The following is a 20,692-nucleotide window of genomic DNA, read 5'->3' on the forward strand; positions in this document are numbered from 1 at the left end:
CCGTTGCCAACTGGGAGGTAGACAATGGCAAAAAGCGAGACAAATCCCAAGGTCGATGCATTCCTGGCACGGACCACGGAATGGCACGCGGAAATCGAGGCACTGAGAAGGATCATTCTCGACTGTCAGCTGACCGAGGATTTCAAATGGGGCTGGCCCTGTTATTCCATCGACAAGAAGAACGTGGTGCTGACTCATGGCTTCAAGGACTATTGCGCGCTGCTGCTCTTCAAAGGCGCATTGATGAAGGATCCCGAAAAGATCCTGATCCAGCAGACGGAGAATGTGCAGGCGGCGCGGCAGATCCGGTTTAGCGGACTCGCCGAAATCAAGCGAATGGACAACATCCTGAAGGACTATATCCACCAGGCGATCGATGTGGAAAAGGCCGGCCTGAAAGTGGATTTCAAGGACACCAAGGAATTCGCAATGCCCGAGGAGTTCCAGGCCAAGCTGGACGCAATGCCCGAGCTGAAGACCGCCTTCCACGCGCTGACACCGGGCCGGCAGCGGGGCTATCTGCTTCACTTTTCATCGGCCAAGCAAGCCAAGACCCGCGAGGCTCGGATCGCGAAATGCATGCCGCGGATTCTCGATGGAAAAGGTCTAGACGATTAGCGAATAGCGAATAGCGAATAGCGAATAGCGAATAGTTTGCCGGGCTGACTGGAGGTCACAAGCCCAAAACTACTCGCCATTCGCCAAAAACTGATCACTCAATGCATTGTCATCCATTCGCGAGCGGCGCGGAGTGCCGTGGCGAGTTCGCTCTTGCTCATCGAGCGGGAAAGCTCGGCGCGGAGGTGAGCGGCGCGTTCGGAACCCTTGATGGCGGCAATGTTGAGCCACTTGTGCGCCGAGACCAGGTCGATTTCGCAACCGCGGCCGGTCGCATACATCAGGCCCATGGTGCAGAAAGTATCAGCGCGGGTCTCGCCGCCCATCGAAGCTTCCATCGTGTTCATGTCAAAGCGTGCCATTTCAGTCGTCCCTTTGTTTGCCAGTAACCGTTGTTCTTTTTCTCTCTGTTTTGCCTTGGAAGGCTCCGGAGAAGGCCGGTCCGCTTCAGCGGTTTTTCTCGGTCTTCCCCGGTGTCTGGCGGTGTTTTCGTCCCCGCTCGTCTTATGGCTTCACTATGCCGGACGGCTTTCAATACTCGCTTAAAATGCATGATTAATTTGAGACAAACAAAGTACAAACGCTTGGTAAACTTGGGTTTTTGTTAAGCATCGGACCTGTTGAGTCCGGCGGATTCCGCGAAAAACTTTACCGAAATTTCAGCTTGTGGTTTCAACCCTTTGTTCACCACGAAAAAGGTTGGAAATCAGGGCGTCGTAAAAAGATGCCCGCGCGGAGACACGAAAACCGCCGCCGGATATTAAGAAATGGGGGCATTTGAGAGCCGGGCGAGAAGCGCTTTCAGGCCTGTGGCAAGGCCGTGGCATCGAGCTCCGGTCGGTGCAGGCGTTCGCCCTTGGCCAGTATCACGCCGAGATCGCCCGATATGGCGAGTTCCAGACTCTCCGCAATGCGGATCGCGCGTTCGAGGAAGAGGCGTGCCGCGGCGGGCGGGCAGGTTTCCATCGCGGTCTCGGCGAACAGCCTGAGCCACCGGTCGAAATGCCTGCCATCGACGGGAAGGCCGATATGTTTCTGCATCGGTGAGCCGGCATAGGCGCCGCTGCCTAATGTCACCGAGGACCAGAAGGCGCCCAGTTGTTTGAAATGGTGTTCCCAATCCACGACGCGTTCGTTGAAGATCGGGCCGAGAGCCGCGTCGAGCCGGACCTTGCCATAGAATGCGCGTACCAGACGGTCGATCATCGCTTCATCGATGCCCGTCTCGCGCTTCTTCTGTTCGACAATCCGCGCCCGGCGTTCGGCGGCATCTTCCATGAGGGACCATTTCCTTTGAGGCGCAACATATAGACCAACAGGCCGCGCCCGCCGATGCCGCATTCCGTCGCGCCCTCTGTCAGGTAGTGTTTCGTTTGTAGATCGGCAACCATTCTGAATGCCGAATGAATGGCGAGATCAGCGTGAGTTCAGCCTCGGCGGTTTAGAAGGCTTTCAACACTGGGACACTTCGGAACGGAAATGACCATTCTCGCACGCCGCTTCACCATCATCTGCCTCATCATGTCGCTCTTCGCTGTCGGCCTCACCGCGGCTGTGGAAAGCAGCGGCAAGCGCAACCATGGCGGTCTCATCGGACTGAGCGCCCCCTGCCCGCAGCCTTCGGGCATCCATTGCAAGGCATCGCTTTGAAATATGCTGTCGCCGGATTTCAAGCAAAATTCCGCTTGAAATCCGACGGCCCCGATTGATTGTCATCGAGTGCCTATTATAATGGCACATGGCAAAGCGAATCCTCTCCACGTCCCTCCTCGACACCGTCACCCCTGAGAATTTCCCATCGGCCGCATTCCACGACGCGACTGCCGCGGTCGACGCGCTCGAAGGGCTCTACGACCGCAACACCGCCTTCCTGCGCGACAGTTTCGAGGCGGTGATCAAGGGCGGCCAGCCGCACAAGCGCTACCGGGCCTATTATCCCGAAGTCCGCATGGAGACCCTGCGCTACGATCGCATCGACTCCCGCCTGCCCTATGGCTTCCTCAGCGAGCCCGGGCTCTATTCCACCACGATCACGCAGCCGAAGCTATTCCGGCATTACCTCAAGACCCAGATCGGCCAGCTTATCGTCAATCATGGCCTGCCGGTAACGATCTCGGAATCGGCGACGCCGATCCCCCTGCATTTCGCCTACGGCGAGGGCGCGCATGTGGAGGCGAGTGCCGCCAACACCCTCGATGTGCCGCTGCGTGATCTCTTCGACACGCCCGATCTTGCCACCACGGATGATGAGATCGCCAATGGCGAATACGAACCGCCGCCGGGTGGTCCGCGTCCGCTGGCACCCTTCACCGCGCAACGCATCGATTATTCGCTGGCGCGGCTCAGCCATTACACCGCCACGCGCGCCAAGCATTTCCAGAACTTCGTGCTGTTTACGAACTACCAGTTCTATGTCGATGAGTTCTGCGCCTGGGCGCGCCAGATGATGGCCGAGGGCGGCAATGGCTATGCCGAATTCGTCGAGCCCGGCAATGCCGTCACGCCGCCGGGTTTCAGCGAACCGCAATCCGGCGTGCCTGCCACCCGACTGCCGCAGATGCCGGCCTACCACCTCAAGAAGAAGGGCCATGCGGGCATTACGCTGGTCAATATCGGCATCGGGCCATCGAATGCCAAGACGATCACCGACCACGTGGCGGTGCTCAGGCCGCATGCCTGGCTGATGCTCGGCCATTGCGCCGGCCTGCGCAACAGCCAGACGCTGGGCGATTATGTGCTCGCGCATGCCTATATGCGCGAGGATCACGTTCTGGACGACGACCTGCCGCTCTGGGTGCCGATTCCGGCGCTCGCCGAGGTCCAGCAGGCGCTGCAGGATGCGGTGGCCGACGTGACCGGCTATGACGGCTATGAGCTCAAGCGCATCATGCGCACCGGCACCGTGGCGACGATCGACAACCGCAACTGGGAACTGCGTGACCAGCGCGGACCGGTCAAGCGGCTCAGCCAGGCGCGCGCCATCGCGCTCGACATGGAATCGGCAACCATCGCCGCCAACGGCTTCCGCTTCCGGGTGCCCTATGGCACGCTGCTCTGCGTGTCCGACAAGCCGCTGCATGGCGAGCTCAAACTGCCGGGCATGGCCACCGCCTTCTACAAGAACCAAGTCAACCAGCATCTGAGGATCGGCATCCTGGCGCTCGAAAAGCTATCCGCCATGCCTGCCGCACAGCTTCATTCGCGCAAGCTCAGGAGCTTCTTCGAGACGGCTTTCCAGTGATGTTACGGCGCACTTGACCGGCGCGCCTTGGGACAGGCCGGCGCGTCGTGTCACGAAATCTTGGCCCCGCGCAGCCTGAGCGCGTTTCCGATCACACTGACGGAAGAGAGCGCCATGGCCGCCGCTGCCAGAACGGGCGATAGCAGAAGCCCGAACGCCGGATAAAGAATGCCAGCGGCGATCGGCACGCCGGCGGCATTGTAGACGAAGGCGAAGAACAGGTTCTGGCGAATATTGCTCATCGTGGCGTGGCTGAGTTGCCGGGCCTTGACCAGACCCAGGAGATCGCCTTTCAGCAGCGTGACACCGGCGCTCTCGATCGCCACATCGGTTCCGGTTCCCATCGCTATGCCGACATCGGCTGCCGCGAGCGCCGGTGCATCGTTGACGCCGTCGCCGGCCATGGCCACGACGCGGCCTTCCGATCGTAATCGCTCGACGATCTCCGCCTTGTTCTCGGGCAGCACTTCGGCTTCGACCTCGTCTATGCCCAGGTCGCGTGCCACGGCCGCCGCAGTTGTCTTGTTGTCGCCGGTGAGCATCACCACGCGGATGCCGGCCTGCCTGAGGGCCGCGAGCGCTGCCGGCGTCGTCGTCTTGACAGGATCGGCGATCGCCATCAGACCGGCCAGCCGGCCATCGATGCTCATGAAGATGACGGTCGCGCCGTCGCCCCGGAGCCGCTCGGCCTCCCTTGCCAGAACCGACAGATCGATATGCGCCTCGGCCATGATGCGAAGGCTGCCGATCACCAGGCTCTTGCCCTCGACGATGCCGGTGACGCCCTTGCCCAAGGGGCTGTCGAAGCCGCTCACGCTGCCGGGGGACAGCTTCCGTTCGCCGGCGGCATCGACGATGGCGGCGGCCAGCGGATGTTCGCTCGGCCGTTCGAGCGTTGCCGCGAGGCGGAGGAATTCGTTTTCGTCGACACCTTCGACGGTCCTGATCGTGGTGACTTTCGGCCGCCCCTCGGTCAGCGTGCCCGTTTTGTCGACCACGAGGGTATCGATCTTTTCAAGGCGTTCGAGAGCCTCGGCATTTTTGATGAGCACGCCGAGCCCCGCGCCGCGGCCGACACCGACCATGATAGACATCGGCGTGGCGAGACCCAGCGCACAGGGGCATGCGATGATGAGGACGGCGACCGCCGCCACCAGCCCATGCGCGAAGCGCGGTTCCGGCCCGACCGCCATCCAGACGACGAACGCCATGACGGCAATCGCGATGACGGCCGGCACGAACCAGCCAGATACATCGTCGGCCAGCCGCTGGATGGGGGCACGCGACCGCTGGGCATTCGCGACCATCTGGACGATCTGGGAGAGCACAGTGTCACGGCCGACCTTGCCGGCCTCCATCAGGAAACCGCCCGTCTGGTTCATTGTGCCGCCGATCAGCCGGGCGCCCTCTTCCTTGGTTACCGGCATGGATTCGCCGGTGATCATCGATTCATCGACCGAACTGCGGCCCTCGACCAGCGTGCCGTCGACGGGCACCTTTTCGCCGGGACGCACCCGAAGGCGATCACCGACATTGACGGCATCGAGGGAAACATCCTCCTCGGCGCCGTCATCGTGTACTCGCCGCGCCATTTTCGGCGCGAGGTCGAGAAGCGCCCGGATCGCACCGCCGGTCTGTTCGCGTGCCCTCAATTCCAGGACCTGACCCAGCAGAACGAGTACGGTGATGACCGCCGCCGCCTCGAAATAGATCGCCACCGATCCGTCCATCTCCTGGAAGGTCGGTGGGAAAATACCGGGCGCGACGGTCGCCACGACGCTATAGAGCCAGGCGACGCCGGTGCCCATGGCGATCAGCGTGAACATGTTGAGATGGCGGGTGACCAGCGACGTCCAGGCCCGTTCGAAAAACGGCCATCCGGCCCACAAAACCACGGGGGTTGCGAGAACCAGTTGAATCCAGTTCGATTGCTGCTGTCCGACGATCATGTGCAGATCGAAGAGATGACCGCCCATTTCGAGCACGAAGACCGGCAGCGCCAGCGCGAGGCCGATCAGGAACCGTCTTCTCATGTCGAGATATTCGGCGCTCGGCCCCTGGTCGAGCGTCGCCACTTCCGGTTCGAGGGCCATACCGCAGATCGGGCAATTGCCGGGCGCCATCCGCCGGATTTCGGGATGCATGGGGCAGGTATAGACCGTTCCCTCAGGCAGCATCCGGGCCGATTGTGGCGTATATGCGCCATGGGCGTCGTGATGCTCATGCCCGTGATGGCCATGATGCACATGGTTCGGGTGATTTTCGTGAGTAGCCATGAATGCTCCATCCGCCCGCGTCGCCGATATGGCGGACGGTATCACGCCGGAGGCATCCTGTGACCTTGATCTGGAACAAGATCAGGGCATGACAGGTATATTTTCCGGCACGATGACCTTCAGCGCCCCTGCATGCAGCCGGAGCGACACATTGCGGCCGAGCGGCATCAACTCGCCGTCGAGCACGCAATTGGCCTTGCGGTAGAGCTTGGGGAAATGCAGGTCGACCGAACGCGCGCGCATCTCGGTGATAGCGGTGTTCTGGCGCATCCTGCCGCGCAGGATATCAATGGCCAGCTTGGCCGCACCTGCCGGCCGCAACGCATCGGTGAGGTAGAAGCCGAGTTCACCCGTATTGATCTCTTCCGAGAACAACAAGCTGTTGTTGCCGCGAGGATTGTTGGACACGGAAACGGCCGAGACCATGCGATGTTCACGATGTCCGTCAACATCGAACTCCACCTCGAACTGTGGTGGATCGAGCACCACGCCGACCGAGGCCCGCACATTGGCCGCGATCTTGCCGAAGCGGGAGGCATAGGTCATCGCGTCGCGAAGGCGAACCATCCGGGCATGCATGCCGGCCGAAAATTGATGCACGAACGGCCGGCCGTCGGCGGTGCCGATATCGACATGCTCCACCCTTCCCCTGGCGAGCACGTCGAGGACAGCCCAGATATCGAGCGGCAGTTTCAGCGAGCGCGCAAACAGATTCATCGTGCCGGCCGGAACGATGCCCAGCGGCAGGTCCGCTTTCCAGGCAATGCCCGCCGCGGTCGAGATCGTGCCGTCGCCGCCGCCGGCGATCAGACCCTCAGTGCCCTGCTCAGACGCGCCTTTCTCGATCGCACGGACGATTTCCTTGCCGCCGATCACATGGCACTCGATCTCATGTCCCGCATCACGGAATACCTGCTCTGCCTTCTGCACATAGGCCGGCATGTCGATGGTCCGGAAAGTACCGCCGTCCCGGTTGAAATACGCTTTGAAATGCATGAATTCGCCCTGAAAATCGGATTTTCCGATCAATCCCATAGAAACGCGTGACGGGGAAGGCCGGTTCCGCGCCGCGCGCGGCTTTGTGCGCCGCAACAAAAGCTTTACGCTCAGCGAAGCTTCTTGTTATATCGTATGACCAATCGCGGATTCACAGGCCGTGCCTGGCAAACCCCGATTTTCTCCGGCCATCCGGAAGCGCTCCAAGACAGAAAGCATGCCGCTCGTGACCGATATGGCCTATTCCGATTCGCTCGACCAGGCGGAACCCGCGGCAAGCTATTCCAAGCTGCAGGTGGCGCTGGTGTTGTTCGCGCTCGCAGTCGGCGGCTTTGCGATCGGAACGGGCGAGTTCGCCATCATGGGCCTGCTGCCCAACGTTGCCGCCACCTTCTCCGTCTCGACACCTGTCGCGGGCTATGTGATCAGCGCCTATGCACTGGGCGTGGTCGTCGGCGCGCCGTTGATCGCGATCATGGCGGCTAAAATGGCGCGGCGGCCGCTACTGCTCCTGCTGATGGGCTTCTTTGCGGTCACCAATATCCTGAGCGCGGCCGCGCCAGATTTCACTTCGTTCACGATCCTGCGTTTCCTGTCCGGCCTGCCGCATGGCGCCTATTTCGGCGTCGGCGCGCTGGTCGCCGCCTCCATGGTGCCGCTGCACTATCGCGTGCGCGCTGTCGGCAAGGTCATGCTCGGCCTGACGGTCGCGACGCTGGCCGGCACGCCCGTCATGGCCTTCTTCGGCCAGGCGCTGTCCTGGGAAGTGATGTTCTGGGCGGTCGGCCTGATCGCGGCGCTGACCGTGACGCTGATCTGGATCTACCTGCCGCAGGACCGCGTGGTCGAAGGCGCCAGCATTGCTCGCGAACTCGGTGCCTTCACCCGCCCGCAAGTGTGGTTGACGCTCGCCATTGCCGCCACCGGCTTCGGCGGCATGTTCGCCATTTTCAGCTATATCGCGCTGACGGTGACCGAAGTGACGCTGCTCTCCGTCGGCATGGTGCCTGTGGTCATGGTGATTTTCGGCGTCGGCATGAATATCGGCAATCTCATCGGCTCCAAGCTTGCCGACATGTTCCTGATGGGCACGATCGGCAGCATGCTGGTGATGAACATGGTCGTCATGACGATGTTTGCGCTCGGTGCCGGCAGCGTGTGGCTGCTCTGCCTGTCGGTTTTCCTGATCGGCTGCGGCTTTGCGGCGGGTCCTGCCGTGCAGACACGGCTGATGGATGTCGCGGCCGATGGCCAGACCATGGCCGCAGCCTCGATGCATTCTGCCTTCAACGTCGCCAACGCCATCGGCGCATGGCTCGGCGGCGTGGTCATCGCCATGGGTTTCGGCTATGCCGCGACCGGCTGGGTCGGTGTGGTCCTGTCGATTATCGGCCTGGGTATCTTCGGCCTTTCGGTCTGGCTCGAACGCAAGAGCCCGACGCGTTCTATGCGGCCGCAACTTCCGCAAGCGGCGGAATAACGAACTTCTCGCCATCCCGGCAGACGACATGCTGCTCGCCCCAGGTGGCGAGCGCCCGGATCACCGGCTCCATGCTCTTGCCCAGCGGCGTCAGCGCATAATCGACATGCGGCGGCACGACCGGATGCACGGTGCGCGACACCAGCCCCGCCTCTTCCAGTTCCCGCAACTGCTTGGTCAGCATGCGCTGAGTGATCGACTTCAGCTTCCGCTTCAATTCGCTGAACCGATGCGTGCCATCGAAGAGGTGGAAGAGGATGACGCCCTTCCATTTGCCGTCGAGAAAAGTCAGCGTCGATTCCACCGGGCAGCCGGGGAAATTGTTGGTGAGCTTGGCGCGCGGACGGGACATGGGGTAAGCCTTCCGTTTGCGGATGCCGCTGAATTCACGGTATCCTTTTTGTACCTATATACACAAAATGTGCATTCTTGCGTTCCCGATAGATAATGCGCATCTACCTTCTCGACAACATTGAAGGAGACCAATCATGCGCGCAGTCGCTTACGAAAAGCCCCAGGACATTTCCTCCGAGACCTCGCTCGTCGATGTCGAGCGGCCGATGCCGGAGGCCAAGGGCCATGACCTTTTGGTGGAGATCAAGGCGATCTCGGTCAACCCGGTCGATACCAAGGTGCGCAAGAGCCGCGAAGCGGCGCCGGGCGGGCTGGTGCAACTGGGCTACGATGCCGCCGGTGTCGTCAAATCAGTTGGCAGTGATGTTACACTCTTCAAGCCGGGTGACGAGGTCTTTTACGCCGGCGTCATCAATCGAGATGGGACGAACGCCGAATATCATCTGGTCGACGAGCGCATCGTCGGTCGCAAGCCCAAGTCGCTGAACTTCGCGCAAGCCGCCGCCCTGCCCCTCACCTCGATCACGGCCTATGAGATGCTGTTCGACCGGCTGCAGGTGAAGGATCCGGTTCCCGGCGACTTCCGGTCGATCCTGATTATCGGCGGCGCCGGTGGCGTGAGTTCCATCGCCATCCAACTCGCGCGCCAGCTGACCGACCTGACGGTCATCGCCACCTCTTCGCGTCCGGAGACAGCCGAATGGGTCAAGTCGCTTGGCGCGCATCACGTAGTCAGCCACAGCAAGCCCCTGCCCGAGCAGTTCAAGGCACTTGGCATCACGCCCGGCTTCGTCTTCTCGACCACGCATACCGACCAGCATGTCGCCGGCATCGCCGAAATCATCGCGCCGCAAGGCCGCTTCGGCCTGATCGACGATCCCGTCGAGCTCAACATCAAGCCGTTCAAGGGCAAGTCCGCCTCGGTCCGCTGGGAGTCGATGTTCACCCGCGCGGTCTTCGGCACATCAGACATGATCGAGCAGCACCGGCTTCTCAATCAGGTCTCGGAACTCGTCGATGCAGGAAAGATCAGGACCACGGCGGCCGAAAGCTACGGCACGATCAATGCCGCCAATCTCCGGCGCGCCCATCGGCAGATCGAGAGCCATACGACGATCGGCAAGATCGTGCTCGAAGGCTTCTGAGTTACTTCTTGAAAAGCTCATCGAACGGGTCGCCTGAAGACTTCCGGACGCTCTCACCGGTGCCCGGCAGCTTCAGCGGCCCAGCGGTCTTGACCGTGCGGATCGCGAAGTTGGAGCGGATGTCGACGACGAAGGGCAGCGTCAAAAGCTTGTCGGTCAGCACGCGCTCATAGGCCGGCAGATCCTCGACGACGACCTCCGCGAGGAAATCGGCGCTGCCCGAGATCATGAAACAGGAGATCACCTCCGGCACTTCGGCCAGCACTTCCTGGAAGCGGTTGGCGCTCTCCTTGTTATGTCCACCGACCTTCATTTCGACGAAGACCGTCAGTCCAAGCCCGACTTTGGTCCGGTCTATGTCGGCGCGATAGCCGCGGATCACGCCTTGCTCCTCAAGATTGCGGATTCGCCGCAGGCAGGGCGATGGCGACAGGTGCACCGCCTCGGCAATATCGACGTTGGCAGCGCGGCCATTCTCCTGCAAGTTGGAGAGGATGGCGAGATCGAATGCATCAAGCTTTGGCATTTTCCATCTCCTGCGCAATGTGCATTGGCATAATATTGCGCCATGATGGAAATTCAAGACCGAATGCGCAAGGACACGCCCCGGCGCTTCCGCCTACCATCGTGACATCCAAAGAACGGAGATGACGATGAGCGATACAGCAATCACGACGACATCCGGATCCTCCCATAACCTGCTCGGAGCGCTATCAGCGCTGGGCGTGGTCTTCATCTGGGCCGCATGGCTCACCTCCACGCGCCATGGGTTCGGCACGGCGCTGACCACACTCGACCTGAGCCTGTTGCGCTATGGCGTGCCCGCAATCGTGCTGGCTCCATTCTGGCTGCGGACGGGCCTCTGGCCGAAAAACACGCCGAAATTGCCGCTTGTCTTGATGGTGCTGGGCTGCGGCGCCTTCTTCTTCCAGATCGTCGCCCTCGGCATGCATCACACGCCTGCCTCTGCCGCCGGCGTGCTGCTGCCCGGCGCCATGCCCTTCTTCGTCGCGCTGATCGGCATGGCGGTACTCGGCGAACGACCGGACAATGCCCGCAAGCTCGGCATGGCCGCGATTCTCGCCGGCGGCTTGATCCTGCTTGCCGGCAGCCTCACGGGACATGCGTTGTCCTGGGTGAGCTATGTCGTTCTCCCGCTGGGGGCGACCTGCTTTGCGATCTACACCCATGCCTTCAAGCATTCCGGTCTCAACGCGTTCGAAGGCGGCGCGCTGATCTCCGTCTGGTCGACCATCATCAACCTTGCCCTGCTGCCCTTCTTCGGCACTGGCTTCTTCGATGTACCCATGCGCGAGATCGGCTTGCAGGTGCTGACGCAAGGCGTGCTCTCGGGCCTCGGAACAATGATCCTCTATGGTTACGCGGTGCGTACGCTCGGCGGTACGCAGGCGGCGGCCTATACCGCGATCACCCCGGTCGCGGCCGCCTTTGCCGGCGCATGGATTCTCGGCGAGCCCGTGGGGATGCTGATCATCGCCGCCGCCGTCGTCACCGGCGCAGGCGTGCTGTTGTCGACGGGTATCCTGTCGCGGAAAAAGGCTTAAGCCTGGATCACGAAGACCTTGGTACCGACGTCGACGCGGCTGTATAGATCGATCACATCGTGGTTGAGCATGCGGATGCAGCCCGACGACATGGCGTGGCCGATCGAACTCGGCTGGTTGGTGCCGTGGATGCGGAAATGCGTATCGCCGCCACCGCGATAGAGATAGAGCGCGCGGGCGCCGAGGGGATTGGCGAGGCCGCCCGGCACACCGCCGGCATATCTCCGGTTCTTGGCCGGATCGCGGCGGATCATGTTGGCCGTCGGCGTCCAGCTCGGCCATTCAGCCTTGCGGCCGATATAGGCACTGCCCGAGAGCGCGAGGCCCTCGCGGCCGACGCCGATACCGTAGCGCATCGCCATGCCGTCGCCGAGAATGTAATAGAGGCGCCGCGCCGGCGTATCGACGACGATCGTGCCGGGCGTCTGGCCGGTCTCGTAGGCGACTTCGGTGCGGCGCAGTTCCGGCTTGATCTTATCGAGCGGCATGGCCGGCAGCGGATGGGCTTCTTCCGTCCGCGCCGCATAATTGGCGCGCTGCGTCGATCCGTTGGTGCTGCAGCCAGCCAAGAGTGCGAGTGAACCCAGCAACAACCCGCGCCGCGAAATCGACATTCCCATATCCCCTTGCTTCTCCTAAGTGCTAACGAGAAGTAAGGAATTATGGTTAACAGCCGGTTAAACGGCCGTGTGATTTCGGCTTGTCGCGGTCCATGAAACACCTAAACTTGCCGGCATTTCATGCCCATGCAAAGCACGCGCCATGCGGACCAGCGCGGTCGCGATGCGATGCCAGCGCGAGGGCTCAGATACGGTTACCACATTCGGCGCTTCCTCCTCGATCTGCTGTTCGGGTTCGGCGTAAAGCCGCCCGATCTGCCAATGGGCAAGATCCCTGCCCTGATCAAGCGAGGTGATGGACATCGGGGTGAGCATATCAGGCCTCCATGTGTTTCGACGGCCCAATGGTCGAACGGAGGACGGTGAAATGTACTCAAGGCGGAGATCAAGTCTTCCAAAGAGTTATAAAGCCTACACAATCATTGGAGCCCGGCGAGGGTCACGCCCGGCGTGCCGGGCATAGCCGAGACAGCGCTCCCAACGCAATTCAACAAAGGTTCGAAAATACAACTTGCGATCACTTAGCCTCGTGCTACCTCTATCTCCACTAATGCGAGCAGGAAATATACGCCGCCAGCCAGGCGCTCATGTTACCACCAAGGAAGAGGCCGCTCTGGATGCGTAAGCTGGTTATCATCGCGACGGGTTTGATATTTCTCGGAATCATCGCTGTATTGTCGCTACCAGTCACTCGGTTCTTGATTTCATCGACGAGCTTTGTTGAAAAGGCGGCAGTCGATCGCAGCGTGTATTTCAGGCTCAAAGTCGATTTCACCTATCGCGGCGAACCGAAGAAATTCGATATCGTTGTCGGGTGCAGTGTTCTCAATATTCGCTACAAGGATGGCTCAGGCACTTACGAGCCGGGGATGACGCCGACTGTCTATGGCCAGCGAATGAGCGATGGCAAGGCCGTCGTCGTGCGTCCGCCCGATGCGTGCCGCGGCTCCACGACTGCAAATGGCGAGGTTCCGCGCAATTTTCTGCCGGTCATGATCGTTTATGACGATACCAACACGATGGGTTTCGGCACGGCCTACATGTCCGACGAGGCCTATGACAGCCCCTATTCGCTGATGACCTTCGGCAAGGCGACGATCGAAAAGGCGACGCGCGAAGAGTTCATCGACTTCCGCGAAAACGGTCCGCCCAACGCCGTCACGCGCAGCCAGTATCACTCCGTACAATGGGACGACACGCTGAAGCGGCTCGGCCTGAAGCGCAGCCATCCGGCCTTCGGCTGGCATTGTTATGCCTATTCGCGCTGGAAGCTCAACGCGGAGCAGCAGGCGATTGTCCGGAAATACTGGCCGGCGAATCGGCCGAAATATTGGACCTTAACCGACCGGAAGCAACTGAGTGATTTGGGTGGCGAAATCGCCGACGCGGCCCAGACCCCGGGCGGGGCCGAGATGATGCGAGACGATGGGCGCATTGTTGCGTCAGGCGGAGGCTCGATCTGGGATGTAGATTGGGGGGCGATGAGGCGCGATGGCTCCGCCAGAGCGGGGTTCTCTTTGCCCCATCTTGCAAACGCCGCCTCTCTCTACCCCGCCGGCACGACGATGAGCCAGAACAAATGGCCAGAGCTTCCGGACGAGCGGGCGGCCGCCTATGCGACTTTGAAGTCGATTACCACAGCCGGCATCGAGGTAGACGGCGGCAAGAAGCGGGGCTTCGCCTATTGTTACGCGATGGAGTGGCCCCGGCAATTCCAGCAGGTAGCGGAAAGCGTTCCGGCGGGGGCAACTGTCGATGGCGAGCCGGTCAAGGGGGTGATCGATCGCTGGGGTCTTGGCGCCGACGTGCCCACCATCGTCGAGCGTGACCAATACCTGCTTCGCTACCGACAATATTATCTCGAAAGCACAAGGGGTGACGTATGAATTTGATCGATCAACAGATGGCGGCCGCTCTTTGTGAACAGGTGTATCGCCGCAGCAGTACTGAACAGCAACTCCAGGACAATGATAAGGCGTTTGTTGATCCGCTTAACCACGCAGCGCACGCAGCTTGACGACCACGTCGTCCGCATCAGCCACCTGAGTAGCAGCGAGGCACGATTGCCGAGCTGCGAAGCTTCGCCGACCCGCGAAAATCCCTTGAAGGCGTTGAACAGGGATAGCAGGCCGAGGCGATAGCGGGCAAGGTCCGTGCGGAATCGAAAAATGCAGATCGAACTGGCTTGCCCGGGCACAATTGGTTGACTGTACAATCCAGACGCCTAGAGTAACGTTGCTTCGCGCGCACGCGCATTTGCTACCGACAATTCCACGCCAAGGACATATCATGTCAGCCAAAGGCTCGAACAGAGCACTTGTCATTGCCGCCGTCATGGCAAGCATGGCAATGATCGCCATCGAGGCAACGATCGTCGCTACCGCCATGCCGCAGATTGCTGCGGAACTCGGCGACATCAACCTCTACAGCTGGACGTTTTCGTCATTTCTGCTGGCACAGACGGCGACCACGATCATCTTCGGCCGGCTCGCGGATATCTATGGCCGGAAGCCGGTGCTGCTCGTCGGCATCGCCATCTTCCTCGTCGGCACCATTTTCGCCGGATTTGCCCAGAGCATGCATATGCTGATTGCGTTCCGCCTGCTTCAGGGCCTGGGTGCCGGCGCGATCCAGCCCGTTGCCATGACTGTTGTGGCGGATCTCTATCCTCTCCATGAGCGCGGCAAGGTCCAGGGATATCTCGCCAGTGTGTGGGCCGTGTCAGCCGTCGTTGGACCGTTGGCGGGCAGCATTATTGTCGACGCGGTTTCCTGGTCCTGGGTATTCTGGGTCAATATTCCGGTCGGCATTCTGGCCGCAGCCGGATTCATCGTGTTCCTGCGCGAGGACTTCCAAAGTCGCGACGAGAAGGTCGATGTGATGGGCGCCGTGCTGTTTTCAATTGCGGTGGGCGCCCTGATGATCGGGCTCACCAACATAGAGCAGGCATCCGCGACCTACATCATCACGGCTGGCGCTGTGTTCCTGGCCGCATTGGGATTGTTCATCTGGCAGGAGATCCGCACGACGCATCCCATGCTGTCGCTAGACCTGTGGCTCAGGCGGCCGATCGCCAGTTCCAACATGGTCACCTTCATCGCCGGCATGGCGATGATGGGCTTGACGACGTTTCTGCCGATCTACATCCAGACCGTCCTCAACCGCTCCGCCCTGGTTGCAGGACTTGCTTTGTCGGCCATGCTGCTCGGCTGGCCCGCCGCCGCGACCTTTGCCGCCAGAAGTTTCCACAAGATCGGCATCAGGCCGTTAATGATAACGGGCAGCGTGTTCGTGCCGCTTGGATGCAGCCTGTTCCTGTCACTGACACCGGCGAGCAGCCCGTTGGTCGCCGCGGCTGGATCGCTCATCGTCGGCGTCGGCATGGGCCTGACCAGCATTTCGGCGCTGATGCTGATCCAGGCATCCGCCGGCCGGACCGAACGGGGAAGTGCGACTGCATCCAACATTTTCTCGCGCAATCTGGGCAGCACGCTCGGCGCGTCACTCTTCGGCGCCGTGCTGAATTACGGCCTGCTTCACTCCACCGGGGGCAGTTCGGTCACCGCCGGCCAGTTGCAGGATTTGCTGAACAGGTCGACCGAGATCGCCAGCGCCGTCGCGCCGATCAGGGCGGCGCTGCAGGATTCTCTTCATCTCACATTCGGAGCCATGGTGCTGATCGCCTGCCTGACTGTTGTCGCCGGTGTGTTCGTGCCGTCGCTGAGGCCAGCGCCGGAGGGTGGCGCGAGCGTTGAGCCGGGGCAGTGATGCATGGATGGCGGGCGTTGGATTCCGAACTCACTGAGTGTACATTCGAGTACTTCAGGAGACGAAGATGCGCATCACCGTGACCTTAGACGACGAACTCATTGCGGATGCGATGGAATTCACAGGCATTGAGGATAAGCACGCCCTCATTCGCCACGCCTTGACATCACTGGTCCAGCGCGGAGCCGCGCGCGGCCTGATCCAGCTTGGAGGCTCCTCGCCCGAGTTGGTTGCCCCACGCAGACGGCGCTGGAAAGAAGACGGCTCAGGTATGGAGAACGTCATTCCCGGCGGTCCGGGAGAAAGAGTGCCCGATTGAATTTCGAGGTACGATAACCGGGCGCGCACGCCCATCACATGTTCGGATAGACCGGCCCCTCGCCGCCCTGAGGGGGCACCCAGTTGATGTTCTGGTTGGGATCCTTGATGTCGCAGGTCTTGCAGTGGACGCAGTTCTGCGCGTTGATGACGAAGATCTCGTTGCCGTCCTTCTCCACCCATTCGTAGACGCCGGCCGGACAGTAGCGGGCGGACGGTCCACCATAGACGCCGAGTTCGGATTTCACCTGAAGTGCCGCGTCCTTGACCTGAAGATGTATCGGCTGGTCTTCCTCGTGATTGGTGTTGGAGAGATAGACCGAGGACAGCCGGTCGAAGGTCAGCACGCCGTCGGGCTTGGGGTAATCGATCTTCTTGTAGTTCGCCGCCGGCTCCAGCGAGGCCGCATCGGTCTTGCCGTGCTTGAGCGTGAAGAAAGACGTCCCGAAAATCTGGTTGACCCACATGTCCAGCCCACCGAGCGCGATGCCGATATAAGTGCCGAACTTCGACCACAAGGGCTTGACGTTCCTGACGCGCTTGAGATCCTTGCCGATATCAGTCGAACGCCATTCGTTCTCGATCTCGATGACCTCGTCGTTGGCGCGTCCCGCCTCGATCGCGGCGGCGATCTTCTCGGCCGCCAGCATGCCCGACAGCACCGCGTTGTGCGAGCCCTTGATGCGCGGCACGTTGACGAAGCCCGCCGAACAGCCGATCAGCGAGCCGCCGGGGAATGTCAGCTTCGGCACCGACTGGTAGCCGCCCTCGGTGATGGCGCGAGCGCCATAGGAAAGCCGCTTGCCGCCCGCGAACGTGCCGCGAATGGCGGGATGAGTCTTGAAGCGCTGGAACTCCTCGAACGGATAGATCCAGGGATTCTTGTAGTTCAGATGCAGCACGAAGCCGACGGCGACCTGATTGTCCTCGAGATGGTAGAGGAACGAGCCGCCGCCGGTGCGCATGTCGAGCGGCCAGCCGAAGGAATGCTGCACCAGGCCGGGCTTGTGGTTCTCCGGCTTGACCTGCCAGAGTTCCTTGATGCCGATGCCGAATTTCTGGGGCTCGCGGCCCTCGTCGAGCTTGAATTTCGCGATCAGCTGCTTGGCGAGCGAACCGCGCACGCCCTCGCCGATCAGCGTATATTTGCCGAGCAGTTCCATGCCGCGCGCATAGGCGCTGGTCGGTTCGCCATCGCGGCCGATGCCCATGTCGCCAGTGGCGACGCCCCGCACCGCGCCGTTCTCGTCATAGAGCACTTCGGTGGCGGCAAAACCCGGATAAATCTCGACGCCGAGTTCTTCCGCCTTGGTCGCTAGCCAGCGACAGACGTTGCCGAGAGAGACGATGTAATTGCCGTGATTGTTCATCAACGGCGGCATCATGACATTCGGCAGACGGATCGAGCCGGCGGGACCGAGCAGCAGGAAGTGGTCGGCCGTGACTTCGGTATTGAACGGGTGTTCGCTATCCTCGCGCCAGCCGGGCAACAGCTTGTCGATGCCGATAGGATCGACCACCGCGCCGGAGAGAATGTGCGCGCCGACTTCCGCACCCTTTTCGAGCACGACGACGGTGAGGTCCGGATTGACCTGCTTGAGCCGGATCGCAGCCGAAAGCCCCGCAGGCCCAGCGCCCACGATCACCACGTCGAATTCCATGCTCTCCCGTTCCGGAAGTTCCATCTCGCTCATATTCTCAACCCCGTCCGGACTTAGCTACATTTGGCAGGGTTCGACTATTGGCAAAACAAAACAGGCTTGTCGAGCCAATGCGCGGCAAATTCAATTGTGTCTGAGCCTCAAATGGACACCAATCGTCGCACATGGCACCGAGGCGATTGGCTTGCCGCCTGTCCTGGGATAGGTTCGATTCCACCAGTGCTTGCGCAAATCGAGGAAAGACCATGGGCGGATTGAAAACCTTGCTGTTTCTCGCCGGCGTCATCGCCGTCATCATGGGCCTGCTCTGGGCCGGCCAGGGCAGCGGCCTGGCGCCCTACCCGGCCACAAGTCCGATGATCAACAACAGCCAATGGATTTATTACGGCGGACTGCTCGTGGTGGCCGGGCTGGTTGTGATGTGGTGGTCGCGGCGGCGGTAGGTCAGTAGGGCCGCGCGAGGCCCGGAAACATCGGAAAGTGTTTCAGGTTGAGGGTAACAAGTGGTTCGTCTTGAACGCTTGCCGTTGCTGCGATCAAAGCATCAATAATGTCCAAACGATGGCTCGCATGATATGCCTTCAGGAACTCCGCTGCCTTGAGAGCGATCGCAAGATCAATGGGGATGATCGTCCACCGCTGGAAGAACGCCTCGAACAGTTCTCTCTCATGATCCATGCGAACCCCACGCATGATTTCCGTGACTGTCACGGCCGCTACAGCCGGTACGATGCCGGACGCTTCAAGAGCGGCCAGATAGTCCAGCGCAGCAGGCAATCTCCGGGAGACATCGATCAGAATGCAACTGTCGACGATCATGAAGAACCCGGAAACATTTCCCGATGTCGGCGTTCCAATTGAGCACGCCCTTCCCGGAACAGCTCATCCAGATCGTCGCGATCCGCCCAGATGCCGTAAATGCCCATGAGGGCCTCACGCCAGTTGCCGGTGCGAGGCGCCTTCTCCTCAATCAGTTTGTCAATTGCCTCGCGTACCAGTTCGGCCTCGGACACTCCGGTCTCCGCCGAGATTGTCCTGATCTTCTCCATCTGCTCGTCGCTGATCGTCACATTCGTGTTCATCGGACTGCCTCGGCTCCGGTACCGCATCAATCTAAACCGGCTGATCGCGCCCGTCAAACGCATTGGTCTTGCCATGATGGCCCTGCTGTGCCATTAGGCCCGCTCGCCAGCGCGCGCCTTGTTGCGCCGCACAGTCATCGCCACATCAACCACATTTCAACCGGAGCGTCCCATGGCCTCGGCAATCGGCCTCGATTTCGGCACGACAAACACCGTGCTCGCCGTCAGGGATGGCGAGACGACCCGGTCGATGGGCTTTGAAAGCTCCGCCGGCCATTCCGACAGCATGCGGACCTGCCTGTCCTTCATGAAGGATACCAAGCTCGGTGCGCAGGCCTTGAAGGTCGAGGCGGGGGCGGCGGCGATCCGCGCCTTCATCGACAATCCCGGCGAAGCGCGCTTCCTGCAGTCGATCAAGACTTTTGCCGCAAGCGCTGTCTTCCAGGGCACGCTGATCCATGCCCGGCGGCACCAGTTCGAGGATCTGATGGAGATCTTCCTCAAGCGGCTGGAAAAATATGCCGGTATGGATTTTGGCGCCACCTATGGCCGCGTCGTCACCGGCCGGCCGGTGAAGTTCGCCGGGTCCAATCCGGACGAAAACCTGGCGCTCGACCGCTACAACAACGCGCTCAACCGCCTCGGATTTCCTGAGATCCACTTCGTCTACGAGCCGGTGGCGGCAGCCTTCTACTTCGCCCAGAACCTGAAGCAGGACGCCACGGTGCTGGTCGCCGATTTCGGCGGCGGCACGACCGACTATTCGCTGATCCGTTTCGAGAGCCATGCCGGCAAGCTCACGGCCGTGCCGCTCGGCCATTCCGGCGTCGGCATTGCGGGCGATCATTTCGACTTCCGGATCATCGACAACGTCGTCTCGCCGCAGATCGGCAAGGGCAGTTCTTACAAGAGCTTCGACAAGGTTCTTGAAATCCCGTCGAATTACTACGCCAATTTCGGCCGATGGAACCAGCTGTCGATCTTCAAGACGCTGAAGGACTTCCAGGACCTCAAGCAGCTGGTGCGCTCCAGCCTCGATCCGGAACGGCTGGAAACCTTCATCGAGCTGATCGAGCACGACGAGGGCTATCCGCTCTACCAGGCGGTCTCGGCGGCTAAGATGAAGCTGTCCGAAGCCGACGAAGTCGAGTTCTATTTCCCGCCGCTCGGGCCGCATTCGAAGCGTGTGATCAAGCGTCCGGCCTTCGAGGGCTGGATCGCGAGTGATCTCGCCCAGATCGAGGGTGCGCTCGACGAGGTGCTGGTCAAGACCCGCACCCTGCCCGGCGCGATCGACAAGGTATTCCTCACCGGCGGCACGAGCTTCGTGCCCGCCGTGCGCCGCATCTTCGAAAACCGTTTCGACCGCGGCCGGATCGAGAGCGGCGGCGAGCTGCTGTCCATCGCCCACGGCCTGGCGCTGATCGGCGAACGCGGCGACATCGCCAACTGGACGACGATGCCCGCGCGCCAGCTGCTGGCGCAATCCGGCAGCCGCGCCTGAACCGGTGTAGTAGTTTGACAGCCGTCACCGGAGCAGCCGCGAGAACAGAGATTCACGCGGCTGC

General features: G+C 61.1%; 23 protein-coding genes. 12 read left to right on the forward strand and 11 right to left on the reverse strand.

Going from position 1 to position 20,692, the window contains the following annotated elements:
* The first annotated feature begins 24 nt into the window (after positions 1-24).
* Positions 25-618 carry a YdeI/OmpD-associated family protein gene (locus tag ACSQ26_RS14175; protein ID WP_436009790.1) on the forward strand — a complete coding sequence of 198 codons (594 nt, stop codon included), beginning with the start codon at positions 25-27 and terminating at the stop codon, positions 616-618.
* A gap of 98 nt (positions 619-716) precedes the next feature.
* On the opposite strand, the gene ACSQ26_RS14180 is transcribed toward ACSQ26_RS14175, so the two are convergent.
* Positions 717-980: a sel1 repeat family protein gene (locus ACSQ26_RS14180; protein WP_436009792.1), complete on the reverse strand. Its 264-nt coding sequence runs from the start codon at positions 978-980 to the stop codon at positions 717-719.
* A 439-nt stretch (positions 981-1,419) separates the two neighbouring features.
* On the reverse strand, positions 1,420-1,896 hold the full coding sequence (locus ACSQ26_RS14185) for a group III truncated hemoglobin (RefSeq protein ID WP_436009794.1): 477 nt from the start codon (positions 1,894-1,896) through the stop codon (positions 1,420-1,422).
* Positions 1,897-2,097: 201 nt separating this feature from the next.
* Here ACSQ26_RS14185 and ACSQ26_RS14190 point away from each other — a divergent pair, with 201 nt between their 5' ends.
* Both ACSQ26_RS14190 and ACSQ26_RS14195 read left to right on the forward strand, forming a co-directional pair.
* Positions 2,098-2,268 carry a hypothetical protein gene (locus tag ACSQ26_RS14190; protein WP_436009796.1) on the forward strand — a complete coding sequence of 57 codons (171 nt, stop codon included), beginning with the start codon at positions 2,098-2,100 and terminating at the stop codon, positions 2,266-2,268.
* A gap of 88 nt (positions 2,269-2,356) precedes the next feature.
* Entirely contained in the window at positions 2,357-3,859 is a 1,503-nt protein-coding gene (locus tag ACSQ26_RS14195; RefSeq protein WP_436009798.1) for an AMP nucleosidase, read from the forward strand.
* Between the two features lie 50 nt (positions 3,860-3,909).
* On the opposite strand, the gene ACSQ26_RS14200 is transcribed toward ACSQ26_RS14195, so the two are convergent.
* Positions 3,910-6,135 (reverse strand): copper-transporting P-type ATPase, encoded by a 2,226-nt coding sequence (locus ACSQ26_RS14200; protein WP_436009800.1) that lies wholly within the window; start codon positions 6,133-6,135, stop codon positions 3,910-3,912.
* A gap of 81 nt (positions 6,136-6,216) precedes the next feature.
* The gene (locus ACSQ26_RS14205; RefSeq protein ID WP_436009802.1) at positions 6,217-7,131 is read right to left on the reverse strand and encodes a diacylglycerol/lipid kinase family protein; all 915 of its coding nucleotides are present in this window, start codon (positions 7,129-7,131) and stop codon (positions 6,217-6,219) included.
* Positions 7,132-7,357: 226 nt separating this feature from the next.
* Between ACSQ26_RS14205 and ACSQ26_RS14210 the strand changes: the two genes are divergently transcribed.
* On the forward strand, positions 7,358-8,611 hold the full coding sequence (locus ACSQ26_RS14210; RefSeq protein WP_436015274.1) for an MFS transporter: 1,254 nt from the start codon (positions 7,358-7,360) through the stop codon (positions 8,609-8,611).
* On the opposite strand, the gene ACSQ26_RS14215 is transcribed toward ACSQ26_RS14210, so the two are convergent.
* Positions 8,577-8,963 carry a winged helix-turn-helix transcriptional regulator gene (locus ACSQ26_RS14215; protein WP_436009804.1) on the reverse strand — a complete coding sequence of 129 codons (387 nt, stop codon included), beginning with the start codon at positions 8,961-8,963 and terminating at the stop codon, positions 8,577-8,579. The genes ACSQ26_RS14210 and ACSQ26_RS14215 overlap by 35 nt on opposite strands.
* 136 nt (positions 8,964-9,099) lie before the next feature.
* Between ACSQ26_RS14215 and ACSQ26_RS14220 the strand changes: the two genes are divergently transcribed.
* Complete coding sequence (locus ACSQ26_RS14220) at positions 9,100-10,110, forward strand: zinc-binding alcohol dehydrogenase family protein (protein WP_436009806.1); 1,011 nt, start codon at positions 9,100-9,102, stop codon at positions 10,108-10,110.
* A gap of 1 nt (position 10,111) precedes the next feature.
* Here the strand turns inward: ACSQ26_RS14220 and ACSQ26_RS14225 are convergent, their stop codons facing one another.
* On the reverse strand, positions 10,112-10,636 hold the full coding sequence (locus ACSQ26_RS14225; protein ID WP_436009808.1) for an Lrp/AsnC family transcriptional regulator: 525 nt from the start codon (positions 10,634-10,636) through the stop codon (positions 10,112-10,114).
* Between the two features lie 127 nt (positions 10,637-10,763).
* On the opposite strand from ACSQ26_RS14225, the gene ACSQ26_RS14230 reads away from it, so the two are divergent.
* A complete protein-coding gene (locus ACSQ26_RS14230; protein WP_436009810.1) occupies positions 10,764-11,675 on the forward strand; it encodes a DMT family transporter in 912 nt (303 codons plus the stop codon).
* Here the strand turns inward: ACSQ26_RS14230 and ACSQ26_RS14235 are convergent.
* Positions 11,672-12,289: a L,D-transpeptidase gene (locus tag ACSQ26_RS14235; RefSeq protein WP_436009812.1), complete on the reverse strand. Its 618-nt coding sequence runs from the start codon at positions 12,287-12,289 to the stop codon at positions 11,672-11,674. The two genes, ACSQ26_RS14230 and ACSQ26_RS14235, sit on opposite strands and share 4 nt — an antisense overlap.
* Before the next feature lie 63 nt (positions 12,290-12,352).
* Complete coding sequence (locus tag ACSQ26_RS14240; RefSeq protein WP_436009814.1) at positions 12,353-12,610, reverse strand: hypothetical protein; 258 nt, start codon at positions 12,608-12,610, stop codon at positions 12,353-12,355.
* 302 nt (positions 12,611-12,912) lie between these two features.
* On the opposite strand from ACSQ26_RS14240, the gene ACSQ26_RS14245 reads away from it, so the two are divergent.
* The 4 genes from ACSQ26_RS14245 to ACSQ26_RS14260 all read left to right on the forward strand — a co-directional run bounded on the left by ACSQ26_RS14245 (position 12,913) and on the right by ACSQ26_RS14260 (position 16,382).
* Positions 12,913-14,181 (forward strand): hypothetical protein, encoded by a 1,269-nt coding sequence (locus ACSQ26_RS14245; RefSeq protein WP_436009816.1) that lies wholly within the window; start codon positions 12,913-12,915, stop codon positions 14,179-14,181.
* Positions 14,178-14,312, forward strand: a complete 135-nt coding sequence (locus ACSQ26_RS14250; protein ID WP_436009818.1) for a hypothetical protein — start codon at positions 14,178-14,180, stop codon at positions 14,310-14,312. The genes ACSQ26_RS14245 and ACSQ26_RS14250 overlap by 4 nt, the downstream gene beginning before the upstream one ends.
* 272 nt (positions 14,313-14,584) lie before the next feature.
* Positions 14,585-16,063: an MDR family MFS transporter gene (locus ACSQ26_RS14255; protein WP_436009820.1), complete on the forward strand. Its 1,479-nt coding sequence runs from the start codon at positions 14,585-14,587 to the stop codon at positions 16,061-16,063.
* A gap of 67 nt (positions 16,064-16,130) precedes the next feature.
* Positions 16,131-16,382: a type II toxin-antitoxin system VapB family antitoxin gene (locus ACSQ26_RS14260; protein ID WP_436009822.1), complete on the forward strand. Its 252-nt coding sequence runs from the start codon at positions 16,131-16,133 to the stop codon at positions 16,380-16,382.
* Between the two features lie 34 nt (positions 16,383-16,416).
* On the opposite strand, the gene ACSQ26_RS14265 is transcribed toward ACSQ26_RS14260, so the two are convergent.
* The gene (locus ACSQ26_RS14265; RefSeq protein ID WP_436009824.1) at positions 16,417-18,075 is read right to left on the reverse strand and encodes an electron transfer flavoprotein-ubiquinone oxidoreductase; all 1,659 of its coding nucleotides are present in this window, start codon (positions 18,073-18,075) and stop codon (positions 16,417-16,419) included.
* A 212-nt stretch (positions 18,076-18,287) separates the two neighbouring features.
* Between ACSQ26_RS14265 and ACSQ26_RS14270 the strand changes: the two genes are divergently transcribed.
* Positions 18,288-18,485, forward strand: a complete 198-nt coding sequence (locus ACSQ26_RS14270) for a hypothetical protein (RefSeq protein ID WP_436009826.1) — start codon at positions 18,288-18,290, stop codon at positions 18,483-18,485.
* 1 nt (position 18,486) lies between these two features.
* Here ACSQ26_RS14270 and ACSQ26_RS14275 read toward each other — a convergent pair whose 3' ends face one another.
* Positions 18,487-18,861, reverse strand: a complete 375-nt coding sequence (locus ACSQ26_RS14275) for a type II toxin-antitoxin system VapC family toxin (protein ID WP_436009828.1) — start codon at positions 18,859-18,861, stop codon at positions 18,487-18,489.
* The gene (locus tag ACSQ26_RS14280; RefSeq protein WP_436009830.1) at positions 18,858-19,124 is read right to left on the reverse strand and encodes a ribbon-helix-helix domain-containing protein; all 267 of its coding nucleotides are present in this window, start codon (positions 19,122-19,124) and stop codon (positions 18,858-18,860) included. The genes ACSQ26_RS14275 and ACSQ26_RS14280 overlap by 4 nt, the downstream gene beginning before the upstream one ends.
* A gap of 172 nt (positions 19,125-19,296) precedes the next feature.
* On the opposite strand from ACSQ26_RS14280, the gene ACSQ26_RS14285 reads away from it, so the two are divergent.
* Complete coding sequence (locus tag ACSQ26_RS14285; protein WP_436009832.1) at positions 19,297-20,628, forward strand: Hsp70 family protein; 1,332 nt, start codon at positions 19,297-19,299, stop codon at positions 20,626-20,628.
* Positions 20,629-20,692: the final 64 nt, after the last annotated feature.

Origin of the sequence: Rhizobium sp. LjRoot254, from assembly GCF_964254105.1 — a bacterium.
GTDB lineage: Bacteria > Pseudomonadota > Alphaproteobacteria > Rhizobiales > Rhizobiaceae > Rhizobium_E.

Excerpts from the sequence above, each read along its gene's own strand:
- ACSQ26_RS14265 (WP_436009824.1), bottom strand. The coding sequence starts at position 18,075 with ATGAGCGAGATGGAACTTCCGGAACGGGAGAGCATGGAATTCGACGTG.
- ACSQ26_RS14200 (WP_436009800.1), bottom strand. The coding sequence starts at position 6,135 with ATGGCTACTCACGAAAATCACCCGAACCATGTGCATCATGGCCATCAC.
- ACSQ26_RS14190 (WP_436009796.1), top strand. The coding sequence starts at position 2,098 with ATGACCATTCTCGCACGCCGCTTCACCATCATCTGCCTCATCATGTCG.
- ACSQ26_RS14185 (WP_436009794.1), bottom strand. The coding sequence starts at position 1,896 with ATGGAAGATGCCGCCGAACGCCGGGCGCGGATTGTCGAACAGAAGAAG.
- ACSQ26_RS14245 (WP_436009816.1), top strand. The coding sequence starts at position 12,913 with ATGCGTAAGCTGGTTATCATCGCGACGGGTTTGATATTTCTCGGAATC.
- ACSQ26_RS14225 (WP_436009808.1), bottom strand. The coding sequence starts at position 10,636 with ATGCCAAAGCTTGATGCATTCGATCTCGCCATCCTCTCCAACTTGCAG.
- ACSQ26_RS14235 (WP_436009812.1), bottom strand. The coding sequence starts at position 12,289 with ATGTCGATTTCGCGGCGCGGGTTGTTGCTGGGTTCACTCGCACTCTTG.
- ACSQ26_RS14270 (WP_436009826.1), top strand. The coding sequence starts at position 18,288 with ATGGGCGGATTGAAAACCTTGCTGTTTCTCGCCGGCGTCATCGCCGTC.
- ACSQ26_RS14260 (WP_436009822.1), top strand. The coding sequence starts at position 16,131 with ATGCGCATCACCGTGACCTTAGACGACGAACTCATTGCGGATGCGATG.
- ACSQ26_RS14240 (WP_436009814.1), bottom strand. The coding sequence starts at position 12,610 with ATGCTCACCCCGATGTCCATCACCTCGCTTGATCAGGGCAGGGATCTT.
- ACSQ26_RS14255 (WP_436009820.1), top strand. The coding sequence starts at position 14,585 with ATGTCAGCCAAAGGCTCGAACAGAGCACTTGTCATTGCCGCCGTCATG.
- ACSQ26_RS14250 (WP_436009818.1), top strand. The coding sequence starts at position 14,178 with ATGAATTTGATCGATCAACAGATGGCGGCCGCTCTTTGTGAACAGGTG.
- ACSQ26_RS14195 (WP_436009798.1), top strand. The coding sequence starts at position 2,357 with ATGGCAAAGCGAATCCTCTCCACGTCCCTCCTCGACACCGTCACCCCT.
- ACSQ26_RS14205 (WP_436009802.1), bottom strand. The coding sequence starts at position 7,131 with ATGCATTTCAAAGCGTATTTCAACCGGGACGGCGGTACTTTCCGGACC.
- ACSQ26_RS14275 (WP_436009828.1), bottom strand. The coding sequence starts at position 18,861 with ATGATCGTCGACAGTTGCATTCTGATCGATGTCTCCCGGAGATTGCCT.
- ACSQ26_RS14280 (WP_436009830.1), bottom strand. The coding sequence starts at position 19,124 with ATGAACACGAATGTGACGATCAGCGACGAGCAGATGGAGAAGATCAGG.
- ACSQ26_RS14180 (WP_436009792.1), bottom strand. The coding sequence starts at position 980 with ATGGCACGCTTTGACATGAACACGATGGAAGCTTCGATGGGCGGCGAG.
- ACSQ26_RS14230 (WP_436009810.1), top strand. The coding sequence starts at position 10,764 with ATGAGCGATACAGCAATCACGACGACATCCGGATCCTCCCATAACCTG.
- ACSQ26_RS14215 (WP_436009804.1), bottom strand. The coding sequence starts at position 8,963 with ATGTCCCGTCCGCGCGCCAAGCTCACCAACAATTTCCCCGGCTGCCCG.
- ACSQ26_RS14285 (WP_436009832.1), top strand. The coding sequence starts at position 19,297 with ATGGCCTCGGCAATCGGCCTCGATTTCGGCACGACAAACACCGTGCTC.
- ACSQ26_RS14175 (WP_436009790.1), top strand. The coding sequence starts at position 25 with ATGGCAAAAAGCGAGACAAATCCCAAGGTCGATGCATTCCTGGCACGG.
- ACSQ26_RS14220 (WP_436009806.1), top strand. The coding sequence starts at position 9,100 with ATGCGCGCAGTCGCTTACGAAAAGCCCCAGGACATTTCCTCCGAGACC.